This window comes from Maribacter sp. (assembly GCF_049667165.1).
Lineage (GTDB): Bacteria > Bacteroidota > Bacteroidia > Flavobacteriales > Flavobacteriaceae > Maribacter_A.
In genome coordinates, this window is record NZ_JBATHS010000021.1 from 1 (window position 1) to 22313 (window position 22313).

A 22313-nucleotide genomic window follows, 5' to 3' on the forward strand; every position below is an offset into this window, starting at 1 on the left:
AACTGTATACTACCTTCCTCAAGTTACGAATCGGGTTATATTGATGCCTTGGATATGGTCGGCTATAGTTATAGGCGTGTCATCTATGATTATGGTCATAAAAATTATCCCGACAAACCCATCATGGGAACTGAAAATCTAGGTCAATGGCACGAATGGAAAGCGGTGATGGAAAGACCTTTTATCTCTGGAACGTTTTTATGGACAGGAATCGACTATATGGGCGAATCCAATGGGGGCTGGCCCAAAAAAGGGAGTTCAAGCGGTTTGTTGGATTTGGCCGGGTTCGAAAAGCCAGCATACCATATGTTCAAATCGTTATGGCAAAACAAACCCCATATACACATTGCCACACAAACCGAAAAGAAATCGATATATAAAATCGATGGCTCAGGAAATCCCGTGGAGAAAAAGCCCGGAGCATGGGAACAAGCTTTATGGGGTTGGCACGATGTCAATGCGCATTGGAATTATTCAGATAAAGAAACGGTTATTGTTGAAGTCTATTCCAATTGCGAAGAAGTCGAATTGACTTTGAACGGAAAATCATTTGGTATTAAAAAACTAGCTGATTTTGATGACCATATCTATAAGTGGGCCTTACCTTTTGAAAAAGGTACCCTAACAGCAAAGGGCATAAAAGGGGGCGTACCCGCAGAAACCGTACTTATAACCGCCCTAGAACCCAATGCTATTGAACTTACCGTGGACAATACCGAATTAAGGGCCGATGGCTATGATGTTGCCCATATTGTTGCCCAATTGGTCGATAAAGACGGTAACCCCGTAAAAAACAAGGAACGGGAAATTACGTTCATGGTCGATGGAGAGGTCAAGATACTTGGCGTTGATAACGGAGCTAACGACAATGTTCAAGACTTTCAATCGAACAAAATTAAGACCAGTCAAGGCAGATGCTTATTGATCATTCAAACCCAAAGGAAGCCGTCTGAAATTGATCTAAGAGCCGATTCAGGTGACCTAAAAAGCAACAAGCTTGCCATTTCAATAAAACCAGCCGATAACCAATGATATATAAAAAAGCAATTATTCCGATCGTATGCCTGTCAATACTGGCAGCTTGTAATGCGCCAACGGATAAAAACGAAAATAAAAAGAATATGAAAGAGGACTCCATGATAATCTCCGATGAGCAAATGGACAAATTAGGTATTACCAACAAAGAATACCTTAGTGCAGCATCGAAAAGGGCCTTAAAATGGCCAAACATAGGGAATGAATGGTTTATTGAGTTTAATGAACTGGAACCCTTGAAAGGTGATTTGGCTTATGAAGAGGGGGTCGTAAGAAGGGATCCCAGCGCCATGATTAAAGTCAATGGCAAGTATTATGTCTGGTACAGCAGAAGTACTGGCCCTACCCAAGGCTTTGGTGGTGATATTGAGAACGACAAGGTATTTCCTTGGGACAGATGCGATATTTGGTATGCCACATCCGAAGACGGGTACACTTGGAAAGAAGAAGGTCTGGCGGTCCCTCGGGGCGAAAAAGGTGCCTATGATGACCGTTCCGTATTTACGGTCGAGATTATGGCGCACGATGGCAAATACTATTTGTGTTACCAGACCGTAAAATCCCCATATAATGTACGTGTGAAAAACCAAATCGGTTTGGCGTGGGCCGATAGTCCTGATGGTCCTTGGACCAAAAGTAAAAAACCAATCCTAAGTCCTGCCGACAACGGCATATGGAAAGGAACGGAACAAAATCGTTTTCTTGTGGAAAAAAAAGGTGATTTTGATAGCCATAAAGTGCATGACCCTTGCATTCTTCCTTATAAAGGCAAGTTTTACCTTTATTACAAAGGCGAGCAGATGGGCGAGGAAATTACCTTCGGTGGCAGACAAATTCGTCATGGGGTCGCCATTGCCGACAACCCAAAAGGCCCCTATGTAAAATCGCCCTACAATCCCATAAGCAATAGTGGCCATGAGATATGTGTTTGGCCCTACAACGGTGGTATTGCAGCTCTAATAACTACCGATGGACCTGAAAAAAACACCATTCAATGGGCGCCTGATGGTATCAACTTCGAAATCATGTCAGTAATCCCAGGGGTAAATGCCCATGCCATTGGTTTAAACCGGTCCGCTGACAATGAAAAAGAGCCGACCGAAATTTTAAGATGGGGACTTACCCATGTTTATAATAACTATAACTATCAAAGTATCATGCGATTTACCTCTGAGCGTAAAACTACCCATGTGGCGAAAGGAGAATCGGCAAAATAAAAACTACCTTAAAGAATATAAAATTTTACAAACATATGAAAGCAACATTATACGAAGGAAACAAGACCTTCAATGTCATTGAAAAGGAAATTGAACAGCCAGGAAATGGCGAGGTCAGGATCAAGGTCGCATATGTCGGTGTCTGCGGAACCGATGTGCATATCTATCACGGAATGATGGACAAACGTGTACACATTCCCGAAACCATCGGGCACGAAATGTCAGGAGTCATAGACGCCGTCGGTGAAGGGGTTTCAGATTTTGCCATCGGGGACAAAGTAGTGGTCCGCCCTTTGGATGATCGGTTGGTAAAACCCTCCGATAAGGGTTTTAACCATATTTGTGCGGAATTGAAATTCATAGGTATCGATAGTCCCGGTGCGATGCAAGAATACTGGAACGTACCCGCATTTACCCTACATAAATTAAAAAAAGATACCGATTTAAAACTAGCAGCATTGATAGAACCTTTGTCTGTCGCAACCCATGATGTCAGGATGAGTGGACTAAAAGCCGGTGAAACGGCTGTTGTGCTGGGTGGTGGACCCATTGGTCTATTGGTGGCAATGGTTGCCAAGGAAGCGGGAGCAAACGTAATTGTTTCCGAAGTAAATGAAAAACGTATCAACAAGGCTAAAGAATTGGGATTGAATGCCGTAAATCCAACGAAATTGGATTTGGTGAAATATGTCCGTGAGCAAACAGAAGGTAGACTGGCCGATGTGGTCTTTGAAGTAGCGGGAGTACAACCTGCTTTGGATGTCATGACCGAAGTGGCAGGAATCAGGGGAAGAATCGTAATGGTGGCCATTCATGGGCAAAAGAAAGAAGTAGATCTTTTTAAATTCTTCTGGAAAGAATTAAAATTGATCGGGGCCCGGGTGTATGAAAAAGAGGATTATGAAAAATCAATCAAGTTGATCACAGCCAACGAATTGCCCTTTGAGGAAATGATCACCGATGTTCAACCTCTGAGCAATATTCAAAAAGTATTCGAGAACATAGACAATAATCCTGATGGCATGAAAGTCTTGATGGATTGTACCTTATAAAAACCTAAAAAATTAAAAAATGAGCATTTTAGATAAATTTAGCTTAAAAGGAAAAACAGCATTGGTCACTGGTTGTAAAAGGGGAATCGGCAAAGCCATGGCCATTGGTTTGGCCGAAGCAGGTGCCAACATCATAGGGGTTTCCGCATCATTGGAAAAAACGGGAAGTGCCGTTGAAAAAGAAGTGCAGGCCATAGGTAGAAAATTTAGTGCCTATCAATGTGATTTTTCGGATAGAAAAGCATTGTACAAATTTATAGGAGCCGTAAAAAAAGAACATCCCCAGATAGATATTTTGGTCAATAATGCCGGTACTATTCTAAGAGCTCCTGCGGTAGAGCATCCAGATGAAATGTGGGACAAGGTCATTGAAGTAAACCAAAATGCACAGTTCATCCTCACTCGGGAAATAGGTAAGGAAATGGTAGCAAGGGGTTATGGTAAAATAATCTTTACGGCTTCGTTGTTGACGTTCCAAGGCGGAATTACGGTACCAGGTTATGCAGCCAGTAAAGGGGCCATTGGGCAAATGACCATGGCTTTTGCCAACGAATGGGCTGGAAAAGGGGTTAATGTAAATGCGATTGCACCAGGATATATTTCTACCGATAATACGGAAGCATTGCGCAATAATCCAGAAAGAAACAAATCAATATTAGAGCGTATTCCAGCAGGAAGATGGGGCCAACCTGAAGATTTCGCCGGACCAACCGTATTCTTGGCCTCTGAGGCTGCCAGTTATATGAACGGAGCTATCATTTTAGTCGATGGCGGTTGGATGGGTAGATAATCCAAATAATACAAAAGTGTAAAACATGACTGCAATAAAAGAATACAAATTATTTATAAATGGGAAATGGGTAACCTCCAATTCAGGAAAAACCCAAGAAGTAATCAGTCCGTCAACGGAGGAGGTTATAGCAAAAGTGCAAAGCGGCACCGTCGAAGATGTTGAAAAAGCATTGAAGTCGGCCGAAAAAGCACAGAAATCTTGGAAGAAACTTCCGCCACGCGAACGTGCCGATCTACTCTATAAATTTGCTGACGAAATCAAAGCGAATACGGATCGCTTGGCCGAACTATTGGTAAAAGAGCAGGGGAAACTTTTAAAGGTTGCCAAGTTCGAAGTAGCCGTTACAGCTTCCTTTATTGAATATGCCTGTGAAGGTGCCCGTAGAATCGAGGGTGATATTATTCCTTCCGATAATCCCAACGAACAAATATGGATCCAAAAAATACCAAGGGGTGTTGTGGTGGCCATAACCGCATGGAACTTTCCTTTGGCATTGGCTGGCAGAAAGCTGGGACCAGCGCTTGTTGCTGGTAATACGGTAGTTTTAAAACCCACCTCGGAAACTCCCTTGGCGACTTTGGAATTAGGCAATATAGCCAATAAAGTGGGTATCCCCCCTGGTGTAATCAATATATTGACTGGTTCTGGGCGCGTTATGGGAACAGCCTTGGTAGAAAACCCTATTACCAAAATGGTGACTATGACAGGGTCAACTCCGGTAGGACAGGAGATCGCAAGAACCGCAGCCCAAAACTTGACCCATGTACAATTGGAATTGGGTGGCAAGGCACCATTTATTGTATTCGCCGATGCCGATATTGATGCTGCCGTTGATGCAGCCTTACATTCCCGTTTTGATAATTGTGGGCAAGTCTGTACCTGTAATGAGCGTATGTACGTTCATGAAAAAATCTATGACACCTTTATGAAAAAGTTCATTGCCAAGACCAAGGCGCTGAAAGTTGGCGACCCTATGCTTGAGGATACCGATATGGGGCCAAAAGTCAACAAGGCCGAATTGGAACATATGGAGGAATTGGTGGCAGTGAGTGTAAAAGAAGGCGCAACTATAGCCACTGGTGGCAAACGACCTAAAGGTAAAGCGTTTGAAAAAGGATATTGGTTTGAACCTACCGTACTTACCAATGTTACCCAAGATATGACCATTGTTCACGAAGAATCATTCGGACCCATTTTACCGGTATTGAAATTTAAGACTTTCGATGAAGTCATAGGATACGCCAATGATTGTGAATATGGGTTGGCGGCCATGGTTTTCACAAACGACATGAATACGATCATGAAATGCAATGATGAACTGGAATACGGTGAAATTTATGTAAACCGAGGTCATGGGGAGCAACATCAAGGGTTCCACAACGGATACAAGTTATCGGGTTCCGGTGGGGAAGATGGTAAATACGGATTTGAACAGTATTTGGAAAAAAAGACTTTTTATATAAGACATAAGGCGTAGAAGATTGATGGGTACTAAAATAAAAAAAGTAGTAAGCGAACTTTTCAAGGTTCCATTGCCAGAGGTTCTAAATGATGCCAAACATGGGGATCATACACATTTTGAACTGGTGACTACCACCATCACCTTGGAAGATGGTAGTGAAGGAACAGGATACACCTATACCGGCGGTAAAGGTGGACATGCCATAAAGGCCATGATCGACCATGATTTTGCCGCTGTATTGGTGGGCAAGGATGGGGCCGATATCGACGGCATCTATGATTTCATGGAATGGCACATTCATTATGTGGGTCGTGGAGGCATCGCATCTTTTGCCATCTCTACCATCGATATCGCGTTATGGGACATAAAATGCAAAAAAGCCGGGCAGCCCCTTTGGAAAATGGCCGGTGGGGCAGGTAATACCTGTAAGGCCTATTGTGGTGGTATTGATCTGCAATTTCCTATTGAGAAATTGCTGAACAATATGAAAACCTATTTGTCCAATGGTTTCAATGCGGTTAAAATCAAAATAGGACGTGAAAACCTTGATGAGGATTTAGAACGGATCAAAGCAGTACGGGAATATATTGGTCCCGATATTACGTTTATGGTCGATGCCAACTATTCCATGTCGGTAGCGAAAGCCATAAAGGCCATAGATGGTTTTAAACAATATGACATTTTGTGGTTCGAGGAGCCCATTATCCCAGATGATTACAAGGGTTTTGCCGAAATCGTGGATAGAACTGGCTTTCCTCTGGCTATGGGTGAGAACCTTCATACCATTCATGAATTTGAATATGCCTTTGACCAAGCCAAACTATCCTACATCCAACCCGATGCATCCAATTGCGGAGGGATAACAGGATGGTTAAAAGCGGCCAGGTTGGCCGATAAAAATGGTATACCCGCTTGTTCACACGGTATGCAGGAATTACATGTAAGTTTGGTATCAGCCCAACCCAATTCCGGTTGGTTGGAAGTTCATAGTTTTCCCATCGATGAATACACCACAAGACCGCTGGTCGTAGAGAATCATAGAGCAGTTGCACCTGATTACCCAGGAACAGGGGTGATTTTTGATTGGGAAAAATTAAACCCCTATAAACAATAATTGAAACTATGAAGACTGTCGAAACTAATTTTGGAGCACTGGAAGGCAACCAAGTACGATTATATACCTTGGAAAATGATAATGGAATGCGGGTCAAGATCATGAATTACGGCGCTACGATTACATCCATTGTCTTACCTAAAAAAGAGGGTGCACCTGAAGAAATCGTATGTGGATTCGATACGTTAAAAAGTTACTTTTCCCCTGAATACAAATCCAATGCCCCTTATTTTGGGGGCACTGTCGGTCGTTACTGCTCCCAAATAAAGGATTCGAAATTCACTTTAAATGGTAAACAATACGAATTGGCTAAGATTGTTGGCGATAATAATCTACATGGTGGCAAGGTAGGATTTGATAAAAAAATATGGACTGTAAAGCCCTTTGCAAATGATTCGGCCAAACTTCAAATGGAATTGCTGAGCAAGGATTTAGAAGAAGGATTCCCGGGCAATGTTGACGTCAGGGTAACCTTTACATTGACCGATGATAATGCCCTTAAAATCAACTATGAGGCCACTTCGGATGCCGATACGCCATTTACAATGACCAATCACACCTATTTCAACCTTTCAGGCTTTGTTGATTCGGTTGAAGGTCTTACGGTTCAAGTACTATCCGACAAAAAGCAAGTTTGGGATGACACAGGAGCCGCCACCGGGGAAAATGCATCAGTGATCGGGGCACCGGATGATTTGCGCATCGCAAAAAAAATTGGTGATGTACACCAAGCCATGGGTGATGGTTTTGAACACTACTATCTTTTTGAAAACAAAGGATTCGATTTAGATAGGGTTGCAGAAATCAAAGACCCAAAAAGTGGTCGTTCTTTGGAAATCTCCACCACAGAACCCGGCATGCTTCTTTATACCGGCAAATATACTTCGGATGAACTTAAACGGGAATCGGGCCAGCAATATGGAAAGTACCGTGGTTTTTGTTGTGAAACCCATAGGTATCCCAACGGACCGAATATCGCTGAATCACCCAAAAGTATTTTAAACAAAGGTGAGGAATATGAAAGTACGACCATTTATAAATTTAAATGGTAAGAACATAAAACAACCAAACAAATCATAAATTATGACAGAAGGAGTATTATGGGCAATTTTTGCGGGACTGATGTTGGGCTTATATGCCCTACCAGAAAAATTCACAAAAGGGTTTAAATATGAAAATACCTGGAGTCTCTTTTTCTTGTTGACCATGTTTGTGGTTCCCATTATCGCTTCAATATCGTTGATCAATGGCTTCGGAGAAATCTTCGGGAATATGCCTGTTGATATTTGGATTAAAATGGGACTATCCAGTTTCCTCTGGGGGATAGGGGTTATGATGTGGAGCAAGGCTATAAACCATATTGGGCTTTCATTGGGCTTTTCCATTTTTATCGGAACTGTAATTCTAATAGGATCATTATTGCCTTTTATTGTTGATGGTCTTCCTCCCAATAATGTATTAATAATAATCCTACTTGGTATTCTGGTAGTGCTTTTAGGAGTTATCCTTAATGGGAAAGCAGGCTTGACCCGAGAAAAGGATGAATCCAAACTTAAAGAAAACGAAGAGGAAAAGTCAGAAAAAGGTTCTATGACCACGGGAATCCTGATTGCTGTCATAGGAGGCCTTTTAGCAACAGGGTTTAGCTATGCCAATGCTGTTGGGCGGCCCTATCTTCATGAAGCCAGTGTGGCGCAAGGCAATGCGGATTGGATTACGGCAGTGGCCATCATGTTCCCTATATTCATTAGTGGGGGCATCGTAATGACGGCCTATTTCTTATGGCAATTGAATAAGAAAAAAGCTTGGGGTGATTTTAAATCATCTTCTTTTGGTAAAAACTTTTTCCTGATTCTGATTATGGCCGTTTTCCATTATGCAGCTTCCGCCCTATTTGCTTTTGCTGCATCAAAATTAGGTGCTTCAGGCAATACTGTTGGTTATGCCATATTCAATACCGCATCAGTAGCAACAGCCATTGTTAGTGGTATTATCACGTTGGAATGGGTCAAAGCATCGGCAAAGGCAAGAAACATTTTATATACAGGGTTGGCATGTATGATTATTGGCATTGTGATCATTGCTTATGGTAATGGTTTAGCATAAATCTTGAAAAAATAACTATGCATAAATTCCATTCGGAAACTGTTTTTCTAATCATCCTGTTATTATTTTCCTGCAAGAAAGTGAAACAAGAGGAAAAGAAAATCATTGATTTTTCTGAACGGCCGAATGTCATATTGGTCATGACCGATGACCAAGGGATAGGGGATGTAGCTTGCCATGGCAATCCTTGGATCAAAACCCCGAATATTGATCAATTCTATGAAGAATCCGTACGACTTACAGACTTTCATGTAAGCCCTTTATGCACGCCAACACGTTCTGCTTTGATTACCGGTGTTTACCCTATAAATAATGGGGTTTGGGCTACTTTTAAAGGTAGGGATATGCTACATGGCACACTACCCACCATGCCTGAGGTTTTTAAAGAAAACGGGTATACCACGGCCATGTTCGGCAAATGGCATTTGGGAAACAACTATCCCGCAAGACCAACGGATGAAGGTTTTGATTATGCCGTACACCATAGTTCGGGTGGGGTTGGCGAACTCTCCGATTATTGGGGAAATAATTATTTTGATGATACTTATTTGGTCAACAACGAACCTCAACAGTTTACAGGGTATTGTACCGATGTGTGGTTCAATGAAGCGATTGATTTTATAAAGGAAAACAAAGAGGGGCCGTTCTTTATTTACTTGCCTACCAATGCACCTCATCATCCCTTATATGTGGCCGAAAATTATTCAGGCCCCTACAAATCATTGGAAGGCAAAAAGATACCCAGCGCCGAGTTCTATGGTATGATTACCAATATTGATGAAAATTTTGGGAAGTTGGACAAGGTTTTAAAGGAGTTGGAATTGGACGATAATACGATCGTGATTTTTTGTACCGACAATGGCAGTCAATTTGGGGTCAGTGAGGACTATAGTTTGGGATGGAATAAAGGATTTAGAGGAAGGAAATCCGACAAACTTGAAGCAGGGCATCGGGTCCCATTTTTTATTCGATGGCCCAAAGCGGCGATCATGGGCGGAAAAGATATTGATGAATTGACTTCCCATGTCGATTTGATACCTACCCTAGCCGGTTTGGCAAATCTAAAATTACCCGAAAATTTTAATGGGGATGGCATCGATATTTCAAAAGTATTATTGAACCAGACGGAGAAAATCGAGGAGAGAACGGTATTCGTACACCACCGCCAAGATTATCGTCCCCCTAAACCTATCGAAGGTTCCTGTATCATGAACGGAAAATGGCGATTATTAAATGGGGATGAATTGTACGATATAATTGAAGATCCCGAACAATTGAATAATCTCAAAGAAGAATATCCTGAAATCGTATCCAAATTACTAGGAGAGAACGAGAATTTTATTTCACAAGCCGAGCAAAAGGAAACTTACAGGTCTTTAGCCTATAAAAAAATAGGAAGCGATAGTCAGAAAAAAACCAAACTAACGGTGCAACATGCCATCGGTGAAGATGGCCCAATTTGGAAACAAGAGGAAATCGCTGCAGGTATTAAAAATAAGAATGCTTTGCATCCGATAGAGATATTGAAAAAAGGTACCTATCGTTTTAGTTGTAGGCGTTGGCCGGAGGAATGTCCAGGAAGCATTCAGGGCATCCCCAAAGAAAATCCTAAAGGACTTTTCTCCTATACCCCAATAACACCCCAAAAAGTCAAGATTAGCCTTTTTGGAAAAACGTATGAAAAGAATGTTTTACCTAATGATGAGCGTGTTGTTTTTGAAATCGATTTAGAACCCGGGAAGACGATGCTAGAAAGCCAATTTGAGGAAGATGGGGATATGTATGGTGTGTATTACACCTATATTGAACGAGTCCCAGAAAGCTGATATGTAGTCGTATTCCATCCTCCTTTTTAGGAATAAAAATCAATACGTACAAAAAAAAGAAACACCTTAAAACAATAAAGATGAATAACGATATGGATAGTGTTTTAATTACCGGTGCCAATCGCGGAATAGGCCTGGGCCTTGTTACGTATTATTTGAGGAAAGGTGTTTCGGTCCTGGCTACGGCAAAAAACCCCAAAAAGTCAGAGGCATTACAGAAACTGCAAAAAGAATATGACAAACAATTATGGCTATTCGAATTGGATGTGACCAACGAAAAATCCATTGCCAATTTCACCAAGCAATTAAAACGATTAGGGACCACAATCTCAGTTGTGATAAACAATGCCGGGATATCTATTGAAGAAGAATTTGGTCAATGGACCATGGCGACCTTCGAAACCCATTTTAGGGTAAACTACATAGGGCCAGCTTTAGTTTCACAAGCCGTCCTTCCTTTTATGGGTATTGGTGCCAAACTGATTCAGTTTTCTTCCGGAATGGGATCCTTGGAATGGAATATCAATCCTAAAAATGGCCTCGATGCCTATGCGGCCAGTAAATGCGCGTTGCAAAGCCTTACAATACGATTGGCAGAAAAACTGAAAGACAAACAAATTACGGTGATAGCCTTAAACCCAGGTTGGGTCCGCACAGCCATGGGTGGCCCGGAAGCCACTACTGGCATCTCAGAGGCAGTGGGGAATATGGCGCAGACCATATCACAATTGACCTTGAAAGATACTGGTCATTTTATTTCAGACACTGGGGAACCGATTCCTTGGTAATCAATATAAAGAAGAAAATCTTAAAAAGAACACTAATGAAAAAACCAATCATCACCTCATTTTACCTACTGCTAACACTTTTTCTTCTACATGGACTGGCAGCGCAAGAGCTAACTGGGGAGCAGAAAAAGTGGCATAAGATCACCTTGGAATTCGATGGGCCTGAAACTTCGGAACAGGCCGAAGAGAATCCCTTTTTATCCTATAAATTGAATGTTGTTTTCACCCATTCTGGAACAGGGCAAATATTTAATATTCCTGGTTATTTTGCTGCCGATGGCGATGCGGGGAATACAGGCGCAATAGCTGGAAATAGCTGGAAAGTCCATTTTACCCCCAATGAAGTTGGAGAATGGACCTATGAAGTCGATTTTAAAAAAGGGAAATGGGCCGCCGTGCGCACTTCCGAAAAATTGAAAAGCGGCGAATTCATGGATGGCGCCAAAGGAACGTTCGAAATTGCCGAGACCGATAAGACGGGAAGGGATTTTAGAGGAAAAGGGTTTCTTTTATATGTTGGCGAGCGTTATTTAAAATTTCAAAATGGGGAGTACTTTTTAAAATGTGGTTCGGATGCCCCGGAAAACTTTCTGGCCTATACCCAATTCGATGGTACTTTTCAAAACGACGGGCATAAAGATGATCTCGTAAAGACCTGGGATGCCCACTTAAAGGATTGGAATGAAGGCGATCCAACATGGCAAAATGGCAAGGGCAAGGAAATCATCGGGGCTATCAATTACTTAGCATCCAAAGGCATGAATGCCTTTTCTTTTTTAACCATGAATATCGGCGGTGATGACCAAAATGTCTTCCCTTATGTTGATTATGATACTTGGGATCGTTTTGATACTTCAAAACTAGATCAATGGGAAACACTATTTGAGCATGCCGATAAATTGGGCATGTTCCTACATTTCAAAACCCTTGAATTTGAAAACCAAGGATTATTGGATAATGGAGGAACCGGTCTTTTTACAAAATTATATTTTCGGGAATTAATAGCCCGTTTCGGCCATCATTTGGCCTTAAATTGGAACCTTGCCGAAGAAACCGGGGATTGGACAGAAACGCCACCGACCTTTCCTTTGGATGCTGCTGAGCGCATTCGTTTGGCGGAATATGTTTCTTCCATAGACCCTTACGATCATCACATAGTGATCCACAATGGTAACTGGTTTAACGGAATTTACGGTCCAACCACCAAATTTACAGGAGCCTCCTTACAAACCAATAAAGCGGATTTCAGTAGGGTACACCAACAAACGCTGAAAGTATTGAACGAGGCCAAGGATGCTGGAAAAGTTTGGGCAGTAGCTGTTGACGAACCTGGGGATGCACAACATTCATTATTGCCCGATGCCGAGAACCCCGAACATGATAATGCCAGAAAAAATGGCCTTTGGGGCGCCTTGATGGCGGGTGCATGGGGTACCGAGTGGTATTTCGGGTATGCACATCCACATTCAGATTTGACCTGCCAGGATTACCGTTCCCGTGATCTTTTCTGGGATCAAGGAAGAATTTGCTTGGAGTTCTTCAACAACAATAAGATTCCGTATTGGAAAATGGATTCCGATGATGCATTGATATCATCTGAAGGTGATTATGTTTTGGCAAAACCGGGAGATACGTATGTCGTGTTTTTAAAAAATGGTGGGGAATCGACTTTGGATCTTGGGAATTCAGCAAACGAATATACGGTTTCATGGTACAACCCTAGAAAAGGAGGTGCACTCTTAGAAGGAAAAACAAAATCCATCGCAGGCCCTGGAAAGCAATCCCTAGGCCCTCCTCCTACTAAGAAGGAACAGAATAAGGATTGGGTCGTTTTAATTGAACGCAAATAAGCCCATCAATCATGCAAACCGTAGGTCGTAAACTATTCCTATTTCTAACCATCACCTTTTCCTGGGTGGGGAATGCCCAACCAGGCACTATAGATTCATTTGAAGAACAGAGCCAAATTGTTCAAGACCTCAGTGGTTTTCGTTGGAAAATGAAAAAAATGAGGCCTGGCCAAGGAATTCAGGAAGGGCTACATGAACTGCCGGCAGAAGACATTGAAACCCTTGTTTGGAACCCCGCACAGGTTCCGGGCGATGTTTACACCGACCTTTGGAAAGCCGGGGTTATTGAAGACCCCTATTTTGGGAGAAATACGGCCAAGGCACAGTGGGTCATGTATGATGAATGGTGGTATGCCCTACAATTTAACGTCACCGAGGAATTAGGGGACAAGGTTGTGCGCCTCGATTTCGAAGGTGTGGATTATAGTTGTGAAGTTTGGTTGAATGGCACCCATCTAGGGAGCCATGAAGGTGCCTTCTCCCCATTTTCCTTTGATATCACGCAAAGTATACGAACTTCGGAAAATCGATTATCGAGCCAGAATATATTGATGATCAAACTTGATCCGCCCCCACAAGTGAATTTCAAGGTCGCAGGTCGAAAAACCCCTTGGTTTGGTGATTATTGGCGCGACTTGGTTCCTTTTGGAATCTGGAGGCCCATACGATTGGTGGCCACGGGTCAGGTCAGGGTAGAGAATCTATATATTTCTTCAACCTTGAACGACAATGGTACTGCTTATGCCCATGTTGAAGTTACATTGGAAAACACCACAAAAACACCAAAAGAAATCTCCGTGACAGCCGTATTGGAAGGAGAGAACTTTACATCAAAACCCATAAAGGAAAAAGTAATCGTTAAAGTACCCCAGGGAACCCATAAGGTCAAGAAGAGCATTTTGGTCAAAAATCCGCAACTGTGGTGGCCTTGGGATTTGGGAAAACCCAATCTTTACCAAGCTGAAGTCATCATAAAAGAAGGACCAAATGAACTCGACAGAAAAACCACCACATTCGGTTTACGTAAGGTCGAGATGGAATGGAACCCGGGCTTTTCCAAAGATGAGGTTAGTTTTCCGCGTACGGTGAAAATCAACGGGAAAAACCATTTTATCCGTTCGGCCTGTTGGGGAGGTCCTCCTGATATCTTCTTTGGGAGAACCTCCGTAGAAGAGTACATGAAGCTCATACAGATGGCAAAAGAGGCTAACATGAACAACATCCGTATTTTTGGTTGGCACCCCCCTGAGATTCCAGAATTTTATCAATTATGCAATGAAGCCGGTATTACTGTGTGGCAAGACGTGATTCCCTTAGGTACCGGAAATTTATCCCGGGAGAAGGAATTTCTTGATGGAACTATAGCGGAGGCCGTGGCTGTCATCAAAGAACGCAGGAACAACCCCTGTTTGATTCTTATTGAAGGTGGTGAGGAAGTATTTTTACGCGCTTCCGATCCAAAATTCACCAATGATTTTCTGATTCGCTTAGGGGACTCATTACAGCAGTATATCAACTTGCCGTATGTACCTGATTCCCCCTTGACTTCTGAAACCGCATTGAGCGTCGGCTACAAACCCAAAGAGGCCGTTCATGCATTGGCTTATTTTTATTCTATGGGAAATTGGCTTATGGAGGATTGGTTTTCCGCATTAAATTATCCAATAGTCCCGGAATTGGCCATTACCTCGGTTCCTTCTGTTGAAAGTTTAAAAAGATTTATACCTGAAAATGAATTATGGCCACCAGGATTGAGCTGGGGGCATCATTGGGCCGATTTAGACCGACTTAGAGCACAGAACTTCGATGCTTTCGGGGACGAAAAGACCGGTTCCTTGGAAGAGTTTGTCAACGCTACACAAGATGCCCAAGGTATTATTTTTCAACTTTCGGTAGAACATTTCCGAAGGGGCAAACCCCGGGTCAGTGGTATAGCCCTATGTCACTTTATCACCTATTGGCCAGATATGAAATGGGGCATAATCGATAACTATCAGCAACCAAAACGGTCGTATGACTATGTGAAGACTGCCTATCAACCCCTATTGGTCAACTTAAAATTCAATAAACGTAGATGGCAAAATACAGATTTCTTCCAAAGCCAAATATGGATTGTGAATGATTTTTACAACATATATAAGGACTGTCAAATTAAATTGAAAATAGTAAATGCAGAGGGGGAAACATTAAATGAGAAGGCCTACACGATACATCAAATCAAACCCAATAGTTCTGAAAAATTCTTTGATATCGATGTTGATATTCTGGAAAATGTAAAAGATAATTTTAAGGTACAATTATCTTTGATCGATACGAATGGAGTAGAGCTATCATCAAATAATTATATGTTCCTCATTGGCGACCAAGAGGCCGCTTCCATGCAGTTTAAAGAAATGGGCAAAACCATCAGGGAAAGGAACGGGGAATTTACCTATGGAAACTATTATCGTTTCTTCCCGATGATGACCAAGGAAAATCAAAGTGACTGGAAGAGTGGCACAGAAACACCACGCGCCAAAGGCTTTCATGACTAATGTAGCAACATAAGTCAACCCAAGGCACTAACCATTATGTACTTATTCATAATTCATATAAATGGTTCGCTTCTGCAAGTACTGTTCAATGCCATAAACACCATCCTCTCCACCAGTCCCAGCTTTTTTATGACCTGAATGGTACCCTTGAATATATCCTACGATCGGTTTATTGATAAAAATCGTGCCGATTTGGAATTCTTGGATTGACCGCATGATCAATTTATGATTTTGCGTATAGAGGTAGGCGGAAAGACTATCATCGCGCTTGTTCAACAGTTCCTTCGCTTCCTCATAGCCCTTTATTTTTACAATAGGGAGTACAGGGCCGAACATCTCCGATTGGATCGATGCTTGATCAGGTTTTACATTGGTTAGAATGGTGGGTTCATACCAATTCCCTTTTTCAAACATTTTTCCTTCAGGTCGCTTGCCCCCCAACAATAATTCTGCCCCTTGGGCGATGTTTTCTTTAACAACATGGGCTATATGTTCTAACCCTTTAGGGCTTAAACTTGGCCCCATATCAACATCGGTCATGGGATCCCCAACACGTATTTTTTGAACTCTTTTTAGGAGTTTTTCGGTAAACTCGTCTGCGATCTTGTGGTCGACAAAGACCATTTCATTGCATATGCACACTTGACCACAATTGGCATATCGGGAAACGGCGGCAGCTTCAACAGCTTTATCGATCTCGGCATCATCCAATACGATAAAAGGTGCCTTGCCCCCTAATTCCAAGACAAGACCCGCAATATTTTGGGATGCTCCTTTAAAAATCGCCTGGCCGGCACGTGTACTCCCCGTCATCGAAATCAGCTTGGTTATAGGACTTTCAACAAGATAAGCCCCTACATCATGCCCATAGCCGACAACCATGCTTATCACTCCCTTGGGCAAACCGACCTCATCAATTATCCGGCAAAATTCAGATGCCGTAACTGGAGTCAATTCCGAAGGCTTGATAACCATGGTATTACCGGTCACCAAGGCAGGGCCAATTTTACGACCAATAAGTGCCAATGGATAATTAAACGCCATAAGCCCAACGGTTACTCCATAAGGAACTTTATGGATCGAAAGCTGTTCGTTCGGTAGATCCGATGGGAAAATCGCGCTTTGTATTCTTCGAGCCGCTTCGGCAGAATACGTCATATATCGTATCGTATCATCAACTTCATATCGGGCCTCAACCAATGTTTTGCCCTGCTCCATGACCAAAAGTTTGGCAAAATGTTCTTTTTCTTCCCGTAATTTATCGGCAATTGCATAGAGATACTTCGCGCGCTCTTGGGCCGGAAGCATTTGCCAGGAAAATTGAGCTTTTTCTGCCGATTCAAGGGCGTATTGTGTTTCTTCTATGGAACTAATATATAATGAGGCAAAAACCTCTCCGTTAGCGGGGTTTTCAACTTCTATTTTATCACCTGAACTCTTCTTGATCCATTCTCCATTGATGTAACAATTGTATTCTTTGACTGCCATAATTCAAAAATTTATAATTATTTAAACTGAGGATCTCTCCTTTCTAAAAATGATCTAAGCCCTTCTTTAGCGTCTTCCGAATCATAGAGAGGATCAACCAATTGGTCTTCCAAAGCCAGTCCCTCTTTTAATGATAGTTCAATACCCTGATTTACACATTTTTTAATGGCTGACATGGCTTGGGCAGGACCCTTAGCCAATTTTTCGGCATAGGCGGTAACTGCCGTATCAAATTCATCCTTGGGGTAAAGTTGACTGAACAGACCGAGTTCATAGGCCTCCTGTCCGTCAAAGGTATCGCCCGTTAACAATAACTCCAAGGCCCTTGTTCTATTGATCAATCGAATCAACCGTTGGGAACCTCCATTACCTGGGATCAACCCAAGTTTAATTTCTGGTAGCCCTAATAGATAGGGCTTATCCGATCCTAATCTGATATCGCAAGCCATGGCCAACTCCAATCCACCGCCTAGAGCGTGTCCGTTAATTGCGGCTATGGTCACTTTTGGGCTTTCAGAAAGCAGGGTTGCCACTTTTTGTGCATGCGTGACCAGAATTTTATTCTGCTCGACACTATTCGCTTGAAACACCTTGATATCCGCTCCAGCCGAAAAAAACTTTTCCAATGCACTTTTAAGTACGATGACCTTTATATCCTGATGGTTTTCGGCGCCATGGATACATGAAATCATTTCTTTCATAAAATTGATTTCATAACAATTCGCTTTTGGGCGATTAATCATGATGTAACCGACTCCATTATGCTTCTCTAAATAAATCCCTGAATCCATTTTGCAGTATTAATTACCTTGTATCAAGGTATTGAATTCTTTACAATCCAAAGCCTATTTCAACTGAACGTTTATGATTTTTCTATTCCTTTTTATGGCTTCAAACTCCTGAAAGATTTGCTTGGATGCCTCCTCGCCTATCTCCAAATCGTAATTTCCTTCGGCCCTAACCTGTGGCTGATATATGTTCCCATTGATACGTAAGGAGGAAATCACTTCTTTGGTTTTGGAATCCCTAACGGTAACCACCTGATCTTCCAAAGACAGTTTAAGGGTAGGCAATTGATATCCGTTCTCTATCTGAAAGTTATCGGTTTGGGCTATGGTTATGGGCCAACCGGTATACTGTTTACTATTGGAATCATGAATATCCACATTTCTGGGCCAACATTCGAACGTTATGGTTCGCTTCGGTTTATTATAGCGTACGATACCAAAACCAGCGGCACGTGTAGACAATTTGCCCCCTTCCTCAATCTCTGGCAACGTAGGATTGGCGGCGGCCAAAACGGTCATTTTATTTTGAAAGCCATCCAAAAATTCACCTGTATAATACGGAGCATTTTTTTCTTTGTTCTTGCCCTTTAGTTTTGGGTGCCACCATCTCAACCAATAATTGGCGATGGCAGGGGTCGTGAAATTATAACCGGCATCATTGAACTCATCAACTCCAAGATGGGCAACGGTTCCTAAATGTGTATCCCCTGAAACCATGGGAGAAAAACTTTTTCGAATTACTTTTAGTGCCTTGTTCCTGCCGGTCTGGGGCCATGCATTGGAATCGAAATCGGCGAATATTTCCTTATCATATTTGCCGGTATAATTATCGATCATCCCCAATACGGTCTGTGACAATACGGTCTTTATTTCCGCATTTTCCCAATCAGTTGTCCAATCTTCCAAAAACTTCAATTGACGTTCCCCTAAAAGGGTAACGCCTGGGATGTCAAATCGTTTGGTATCGACCGTTGGGTCAAAAATGGCTTCATAAGGACCCTCTGGAAATATATCAGGATTGGCTTTGGCCACTTCCAATAGCCCTGATTTAAATTTACGGTCTTCTAGAATCGCAAAACTAACTCCGCCCCATTTCAAATCGGTATAATAGACCCCAAGGCCACGTTCAATGGGTCTTGGGTCATAAGGATCGGGAAGATGGCTGGTTTGTGCCCTTTCTACTTCCTTGAGGTACTCCACTGGCATATAATACCCTCCCGAAATACCTCTTCGTGCGTCTGCCTTTTTCCCGCCTTGTCCCCATAGGTTCCCTTGTCCTATATCATGATCATCCGGAATAATAACACAAGGGATATTCCTGAAAATCTCACGAAAATCCCTTCCGAATTTCAACCAAGCCAAATAATGCTCACTATGTTCATACACTTGGTCCCCTGAAAAAAAGACCAAATCGGGTTGAAGCCTGACCAAATTATCTACAATATCGGTTTTCGGTAAATCGCCCCCATGCTCTGGATACATAGAATTACAGGTCAACGCAGCCAATACGAATTCATCTTTACCAATAGGATTTTTGCGTATTATTCCTTCGTAGAAAGCCGTATTATTATGAGCCACCCGATATTTGAAATCCTTGGTATCATCCCAATTTTCGATTTTGAAGGGTGCCGTATAACCGGGATATACAATTTCTGATTGCCCTTGCTCAACCCATTTCCCTTCCACTTCAATCTCCAAGCTTGCCAAAAAGGGTTCCACATTCTTTATAGGGTTGAATTGCGCGGTGAGTTTTAACGTATTCTCATGAACCGTATACAAGGCAAAGGCGATTCGATCTTCTGCCTGAATATTTTCAGGCAATCGGATAATACTTTCATCTTGTGCTTGACCCATTTTAAGAACCATCAAACAGCCAATACATACCAGTTTTTTCATTTTCATTTTTTATTGGATGTTATAAATCAATTCCCTAAGGTATCAAAACGTCGGGTATATAAGCTTGTATTTATTTCCTTGGCCGCTTTAATCATTGATGGGTAGGGAATATCCGTTGTAGAGACAAAACCGACATTATAATTTTCACCATCATGGGCCCTTCCCGTTAATGGGGAATCCAAATACTGAAACCAATGTGCCCCCACAAAATATGGATTATCGATTACCGAATAGGCATAGTCTTTCCACATTCTTGCCCTATCCTTTTGATCAGTGGCTTGTACCAAACCAGAATGAAACAATCCTGAATCGGGTGCTCCCATATGATATTCGCCGATGATGGTGGGCATATCTACTTCTGCCAAGAATTCCCAATACTTTTCGCCAATACCTTCCTTATAGTAATTGTAACTAAAAACATCTACGAATTTAGCAGCGGATCTACGTACCTCTGGCGTAACTCCCCATACCGCAAAACGACACCCCAAGTACATATGGTTTGGCATTTTTACCGCCAACGCATCATGGACAACTTCAAAATATTTGGTGGCAAAAGCCTCTAACAATGTAGATAGATCCGCAATCATGGCGTCACTGAATGTTTCCCTACTTTTATAATCGATACCGTTCTCCAAGACCTCCCAGGAAGTCATATCAGTTTTCCAAGCTGAATTCAATTCGGAAATGGTCCTATATTTAGAACGCAGAATTTCCATACTCTTCTTTTTCAGAAAACTATCCATGCCTTTTGACAATCCATCCAATACAAGCCCATAATGTGTGCGTATTTCACCCTCGGCACCCCAACTTCTTTCATTATCGACGAAGACCCCTATGCACCAAGGGTTGTTCTTAACCTCGTCGGCAACCACATCAATCGATTTTTTCGCACGTCGTTCAAATTCTGGATCAAAGGGATCAGGCATTGGTCCCCAATAATCCAATCCTGAATATACCTTTTGGTAGTCGCCAATAATCCATCCATTTGCAAAAAAGGGCAGCTTGTTCCTAGGATAGAACGCAGGATCGATCCAATTTCCGAAAGAGGTAAATCCCCAGTTTCGCATACGGTTTTCTGTAACCTCCAACCATGTATCAAAAAAGGAATTAGGATATTCCTCTCCGTACCTTCGCTCTAAATTGGCCCGATAAAAACTATAGGTCTGCCCATGTTCAATAGGTCCAAGATGCGATTCTTTACGATAGCTGTAATGGTTTGCCAAGGCATCATCATAAGCGGGAAGATCGACGAACATATCATTTCTGGATTTGTTGATCACATGTCCCGTTTTCATGATTTCCACTGGCACCTCGATAATACCTTTCGAATCCTCAGGGGTTACATCCTCTGGATCCCTATATTTTAATTTTTCATCGGTATAATCAATTCCGGTATAAGTTGTGGAATTTGCCATACGAACATTAGCCAGCCCAATAGAGAAGAACAGGTGGCCTTCGGGGTCTATCAAGGCCCATTTGCCATTGACCTTTTCTTTTCTGAAGAAACCGGTAGCCTTTAGCTTTGGGCCATTTTTCCAACCTCCAAATTGACTTCTATCGGGCATTAATTCATATTCTGCCAATGAATTAAGTTCCTCTTTGGCTTTGGCCTGTAATTCCTCATCGGAATGGATCTTAATAGGAAATTCCATCTTTGCATTCTGACCATATTTGTCGACGATTCCCTTTAAAAAAGCCTCATCCCTTTCTGGGCTTTCGACCAAACGGATATTGTCCAACAATAGCGTTTTGTCTTTATACCCTTGCTGTCTATAGAATTTCAATGAACTTAATTCCGAAAAATCAGATTCATAGAGCAATCCACTCACTTTCATATGAATGGCATTGGTCTCCCAAGCAGGATAGGTGTCGCGTAACCCACTATTAAGATCATCCTTATGTGGGGTAAGTTCAAAGAAAAATGAATTATAATCCCCGGGAGGTATACTTACGATACGTCTGGTTTTTTGACCAGTCGCACTGACCGCATCAACCGTCAGAAAGGTCGATTCATCCCCAACACTCTTTGCATCGAAAACCAAACAGTACTGTTTGCCTTTACCAAATGCCCACGGCTGTTCCGGTTTAAACTCAACACTAGAAAATTTTACATCTTTTTTGAAATCTATTTTAAGTGCCTTTTCATTTGGATCGATCGCCGCCACTGCATCGAGAATCTCAAAACCTATCTTCTCGGCTGGCTGATCAAAATCGTAAAGGACAAGTTGGGAATCATAATCCCATACTTTGGCCAATTCCTGTGCCTCCCGATTGTTGGTTTTACACGAAAGAAGTATCCCAAGTGTTAAACAAGTGAATATTACAATTGGCTTGTATTTATTTGGATATTGCATCTTGTTATCT

Annotated in this window: 16 protein-coding genes; 12 read left to right on the plus strand and 4 right to left on the minus strand. The window is 42.1% G+C overall.

Annotation, left to right across the window (positions count from 1 at the left end; all coding sequences use genetic code 11):
• From WBM98_RS00840 to WBM98_RS00895, 12 genes are all read left to right on the plus strand, one after another.
• Positions 1-1032, plus strand: a 1032-nt coding sequence (locus tag WBM98_RS00840; protein ID WP_424364115.1) for a DUF4982 domain-containing protein, incomplete at its 5' end; no start/stop codon positions are given.
• Complete coding sequence (locus WBM98_RS00845; protein ID WP_424364116.1) at positions 1029-2252, plus strand: glycoside hydrolase family 117 protein; 1224 nt, start codon at positions 1029-1031, stop codon at positions 2250-2252. The genes WBM98_RS00840 and WBM98_RS00845, both read left to right, overlap by 4 nt.
• A gap of 35 nt (positions 2253-2287) precedes the next feature.
• A complete protein-coding gene (locus tag WBM98_RS00850) occupies positions 2288-3304 on the plus strand; it encodes a zinc-dependent alcohol dehydrogenase (RefSeq protein WP_424364117.1) in 1017 nt (338 codons plus the stop codon).
• A gap of 25 nt (positions 3305-3329) precedes the next feature.
• On the plus strand, positions 3330-4094 hold the full coding sequence (locus WBM98_RS00855; RefSeq protein WP_424364130.1) for an SDR family oxidoreductase: 765 nt from the start codon (positions 3330-3332) through the stop codon (positions 4092-4094).
• 25 nt (positions 4095-4119) lie between these two features.
• Positions 4120-5574 carry an aldehyde dehydrogenase gene (aldA, locus tag WBM98_RS00860; RefSeq protein ID WP_424364118.1) on the plus strand — a complete coding sequence of 485 codons (1455 nt, stop codon included), beginning with the start codon at positions 4120-4122 and terminating at the stop codon, positions 5572-5574.
• Positions 5575-5581: 7 nt separating this feature from the next.
• Positions 5582-6673 carry a mandelate racemase/muconate lactonizing enzyme family protein gene (locus WBM98_RS00865; RefSeq protein WP_424364119.1) on the plus strand — a complete coding sequence of 364 codons (1092 nt, stop codon included), beginning with the start codon at positions 5582-5584 and terminating at the stop codon, positions 6671-6673.
• Between the two features lie 8 nt (positions 6674-6681).
• Positions 6682-7725: an aldose epimerase family protein gene (locus WBM98_RS00870; RefSeq protein WP_424364120.1), complete on the plus strand. Its 1044-nt coding sequence runs from the start codon at positions 6682-6684 to the stop codon at positions 7723-7725.
• 31 nt (positions 7726-7756) lie between these two features.
• Entirely contained in the window at positions 7757-8779 is a 1023-nt protein-coding gene (locus tag WBM98_RS00875) for an L-rhamnose/proton symporter RhaT (RefSeq protein ID WP_424364121.1), read from the plus strand.
• Positions 8780-8796: 17 nt separating this feature from the next.
• The gene (locus WBM98_RS00880; RefSeq protein WP_424364122.1) at positions 8797-10605 is read left to right on the plus strand and encodes an arylsulfatase; all 1809 of its coding nucleotides are present in this window, start codon (positions 8797-8799) and stop codon (positions 10603-10605) included.
• An 80-nt stretch (positions 10606-10685) separates the two neighbouring features.
• A complete protein-coding gene (locus WBM98_RS00885) occupies positions 10686-11393 on the plus strand; it encodes an SDR family NAD(P)-dependent oxidoreductase (RefSeq protein WP_424364123.1) in 708 nt (235 codons plus the stop codon).
• Between the two features lie 35 nt (positions 11394-11428).
• Positions 11429-13243 (plus strand): DUF5060 domain-containing protein, encoded by a 1815-nt coding sequence (locus WBM98_RS00890; protein ID WP_424364124.1) that lies wholly within the window; start codon positions 11429-11431, stop codon positions 13241-13243.
• 11 nt (positions 13244-13254) lie between these two features.
• Positions 13255-15777 carry a glycosyl hydrolase 2 galactose-binding domain-containing protein gene (locus WBM98_RS00895; protein ID WP_424364125.1) on the plus strand — a complete coding sequence of 841 codons (2523 nt, stop codon included), beginning with the start codon at positions 13255-13257 and terminating at the stop codon, positions 15775-15777.
• A gap of 42 nt (positions 15778-15819) precedes the next feature.
• Here the strand turns inward: WBM98_RS00895 and WBM98_RS00900 are convergent, their stop codons facing one another.
• The 4 genes from WBM98_RS00900 to WBM98_RS00915 all read right to left on the minus strand — a co-directional run.
• Positions 15820-17265 carry an aldehyde dehydrogenase family protein gene (locus WBM98_RS00900; protein ID WP_424364126.1) on the minus strand — a complete coding sequence of 482 codons (1446 nt, stop codon included), beginning with the start codon at positions 17263-17265 and terminating at the stop codon, positions 15820-15822.
• 17 nt (positions 17266-17282) lie between these two features.
• On the minus strand, positions 17283-18056 hold the full coding sequence (locus tag WBM98_RS00905) for an enoyl-CoA hydratase/isomerase family protein (protein ID WP_424364127.1): 774 nt from the start codon (positions 18054-18056) through the stop codon (positions 17283-17285).
• A gap of 54 nt (positions 18057-18110) precedes the next feature.
• Positions 18111-19949 (minus strand): alkaline phosphatase D family protein, encoded by a 1839-nt coding sequence (locus tag WBM98_RS00910; protein ID WP_424364128.1) that lies wholly within the window; start codon positions 19947-19949, stop codon positions 18111-18113.
• Between the two features lie 26 nt (positions 19950-19975).
• Positions 19976-22313: agarase (locus tag WBM98_RS00915; RefSeq protein ID WP_424364129.1), on the minus strand; the 2338-nt coding region annotated here is incomplete at its 5' end.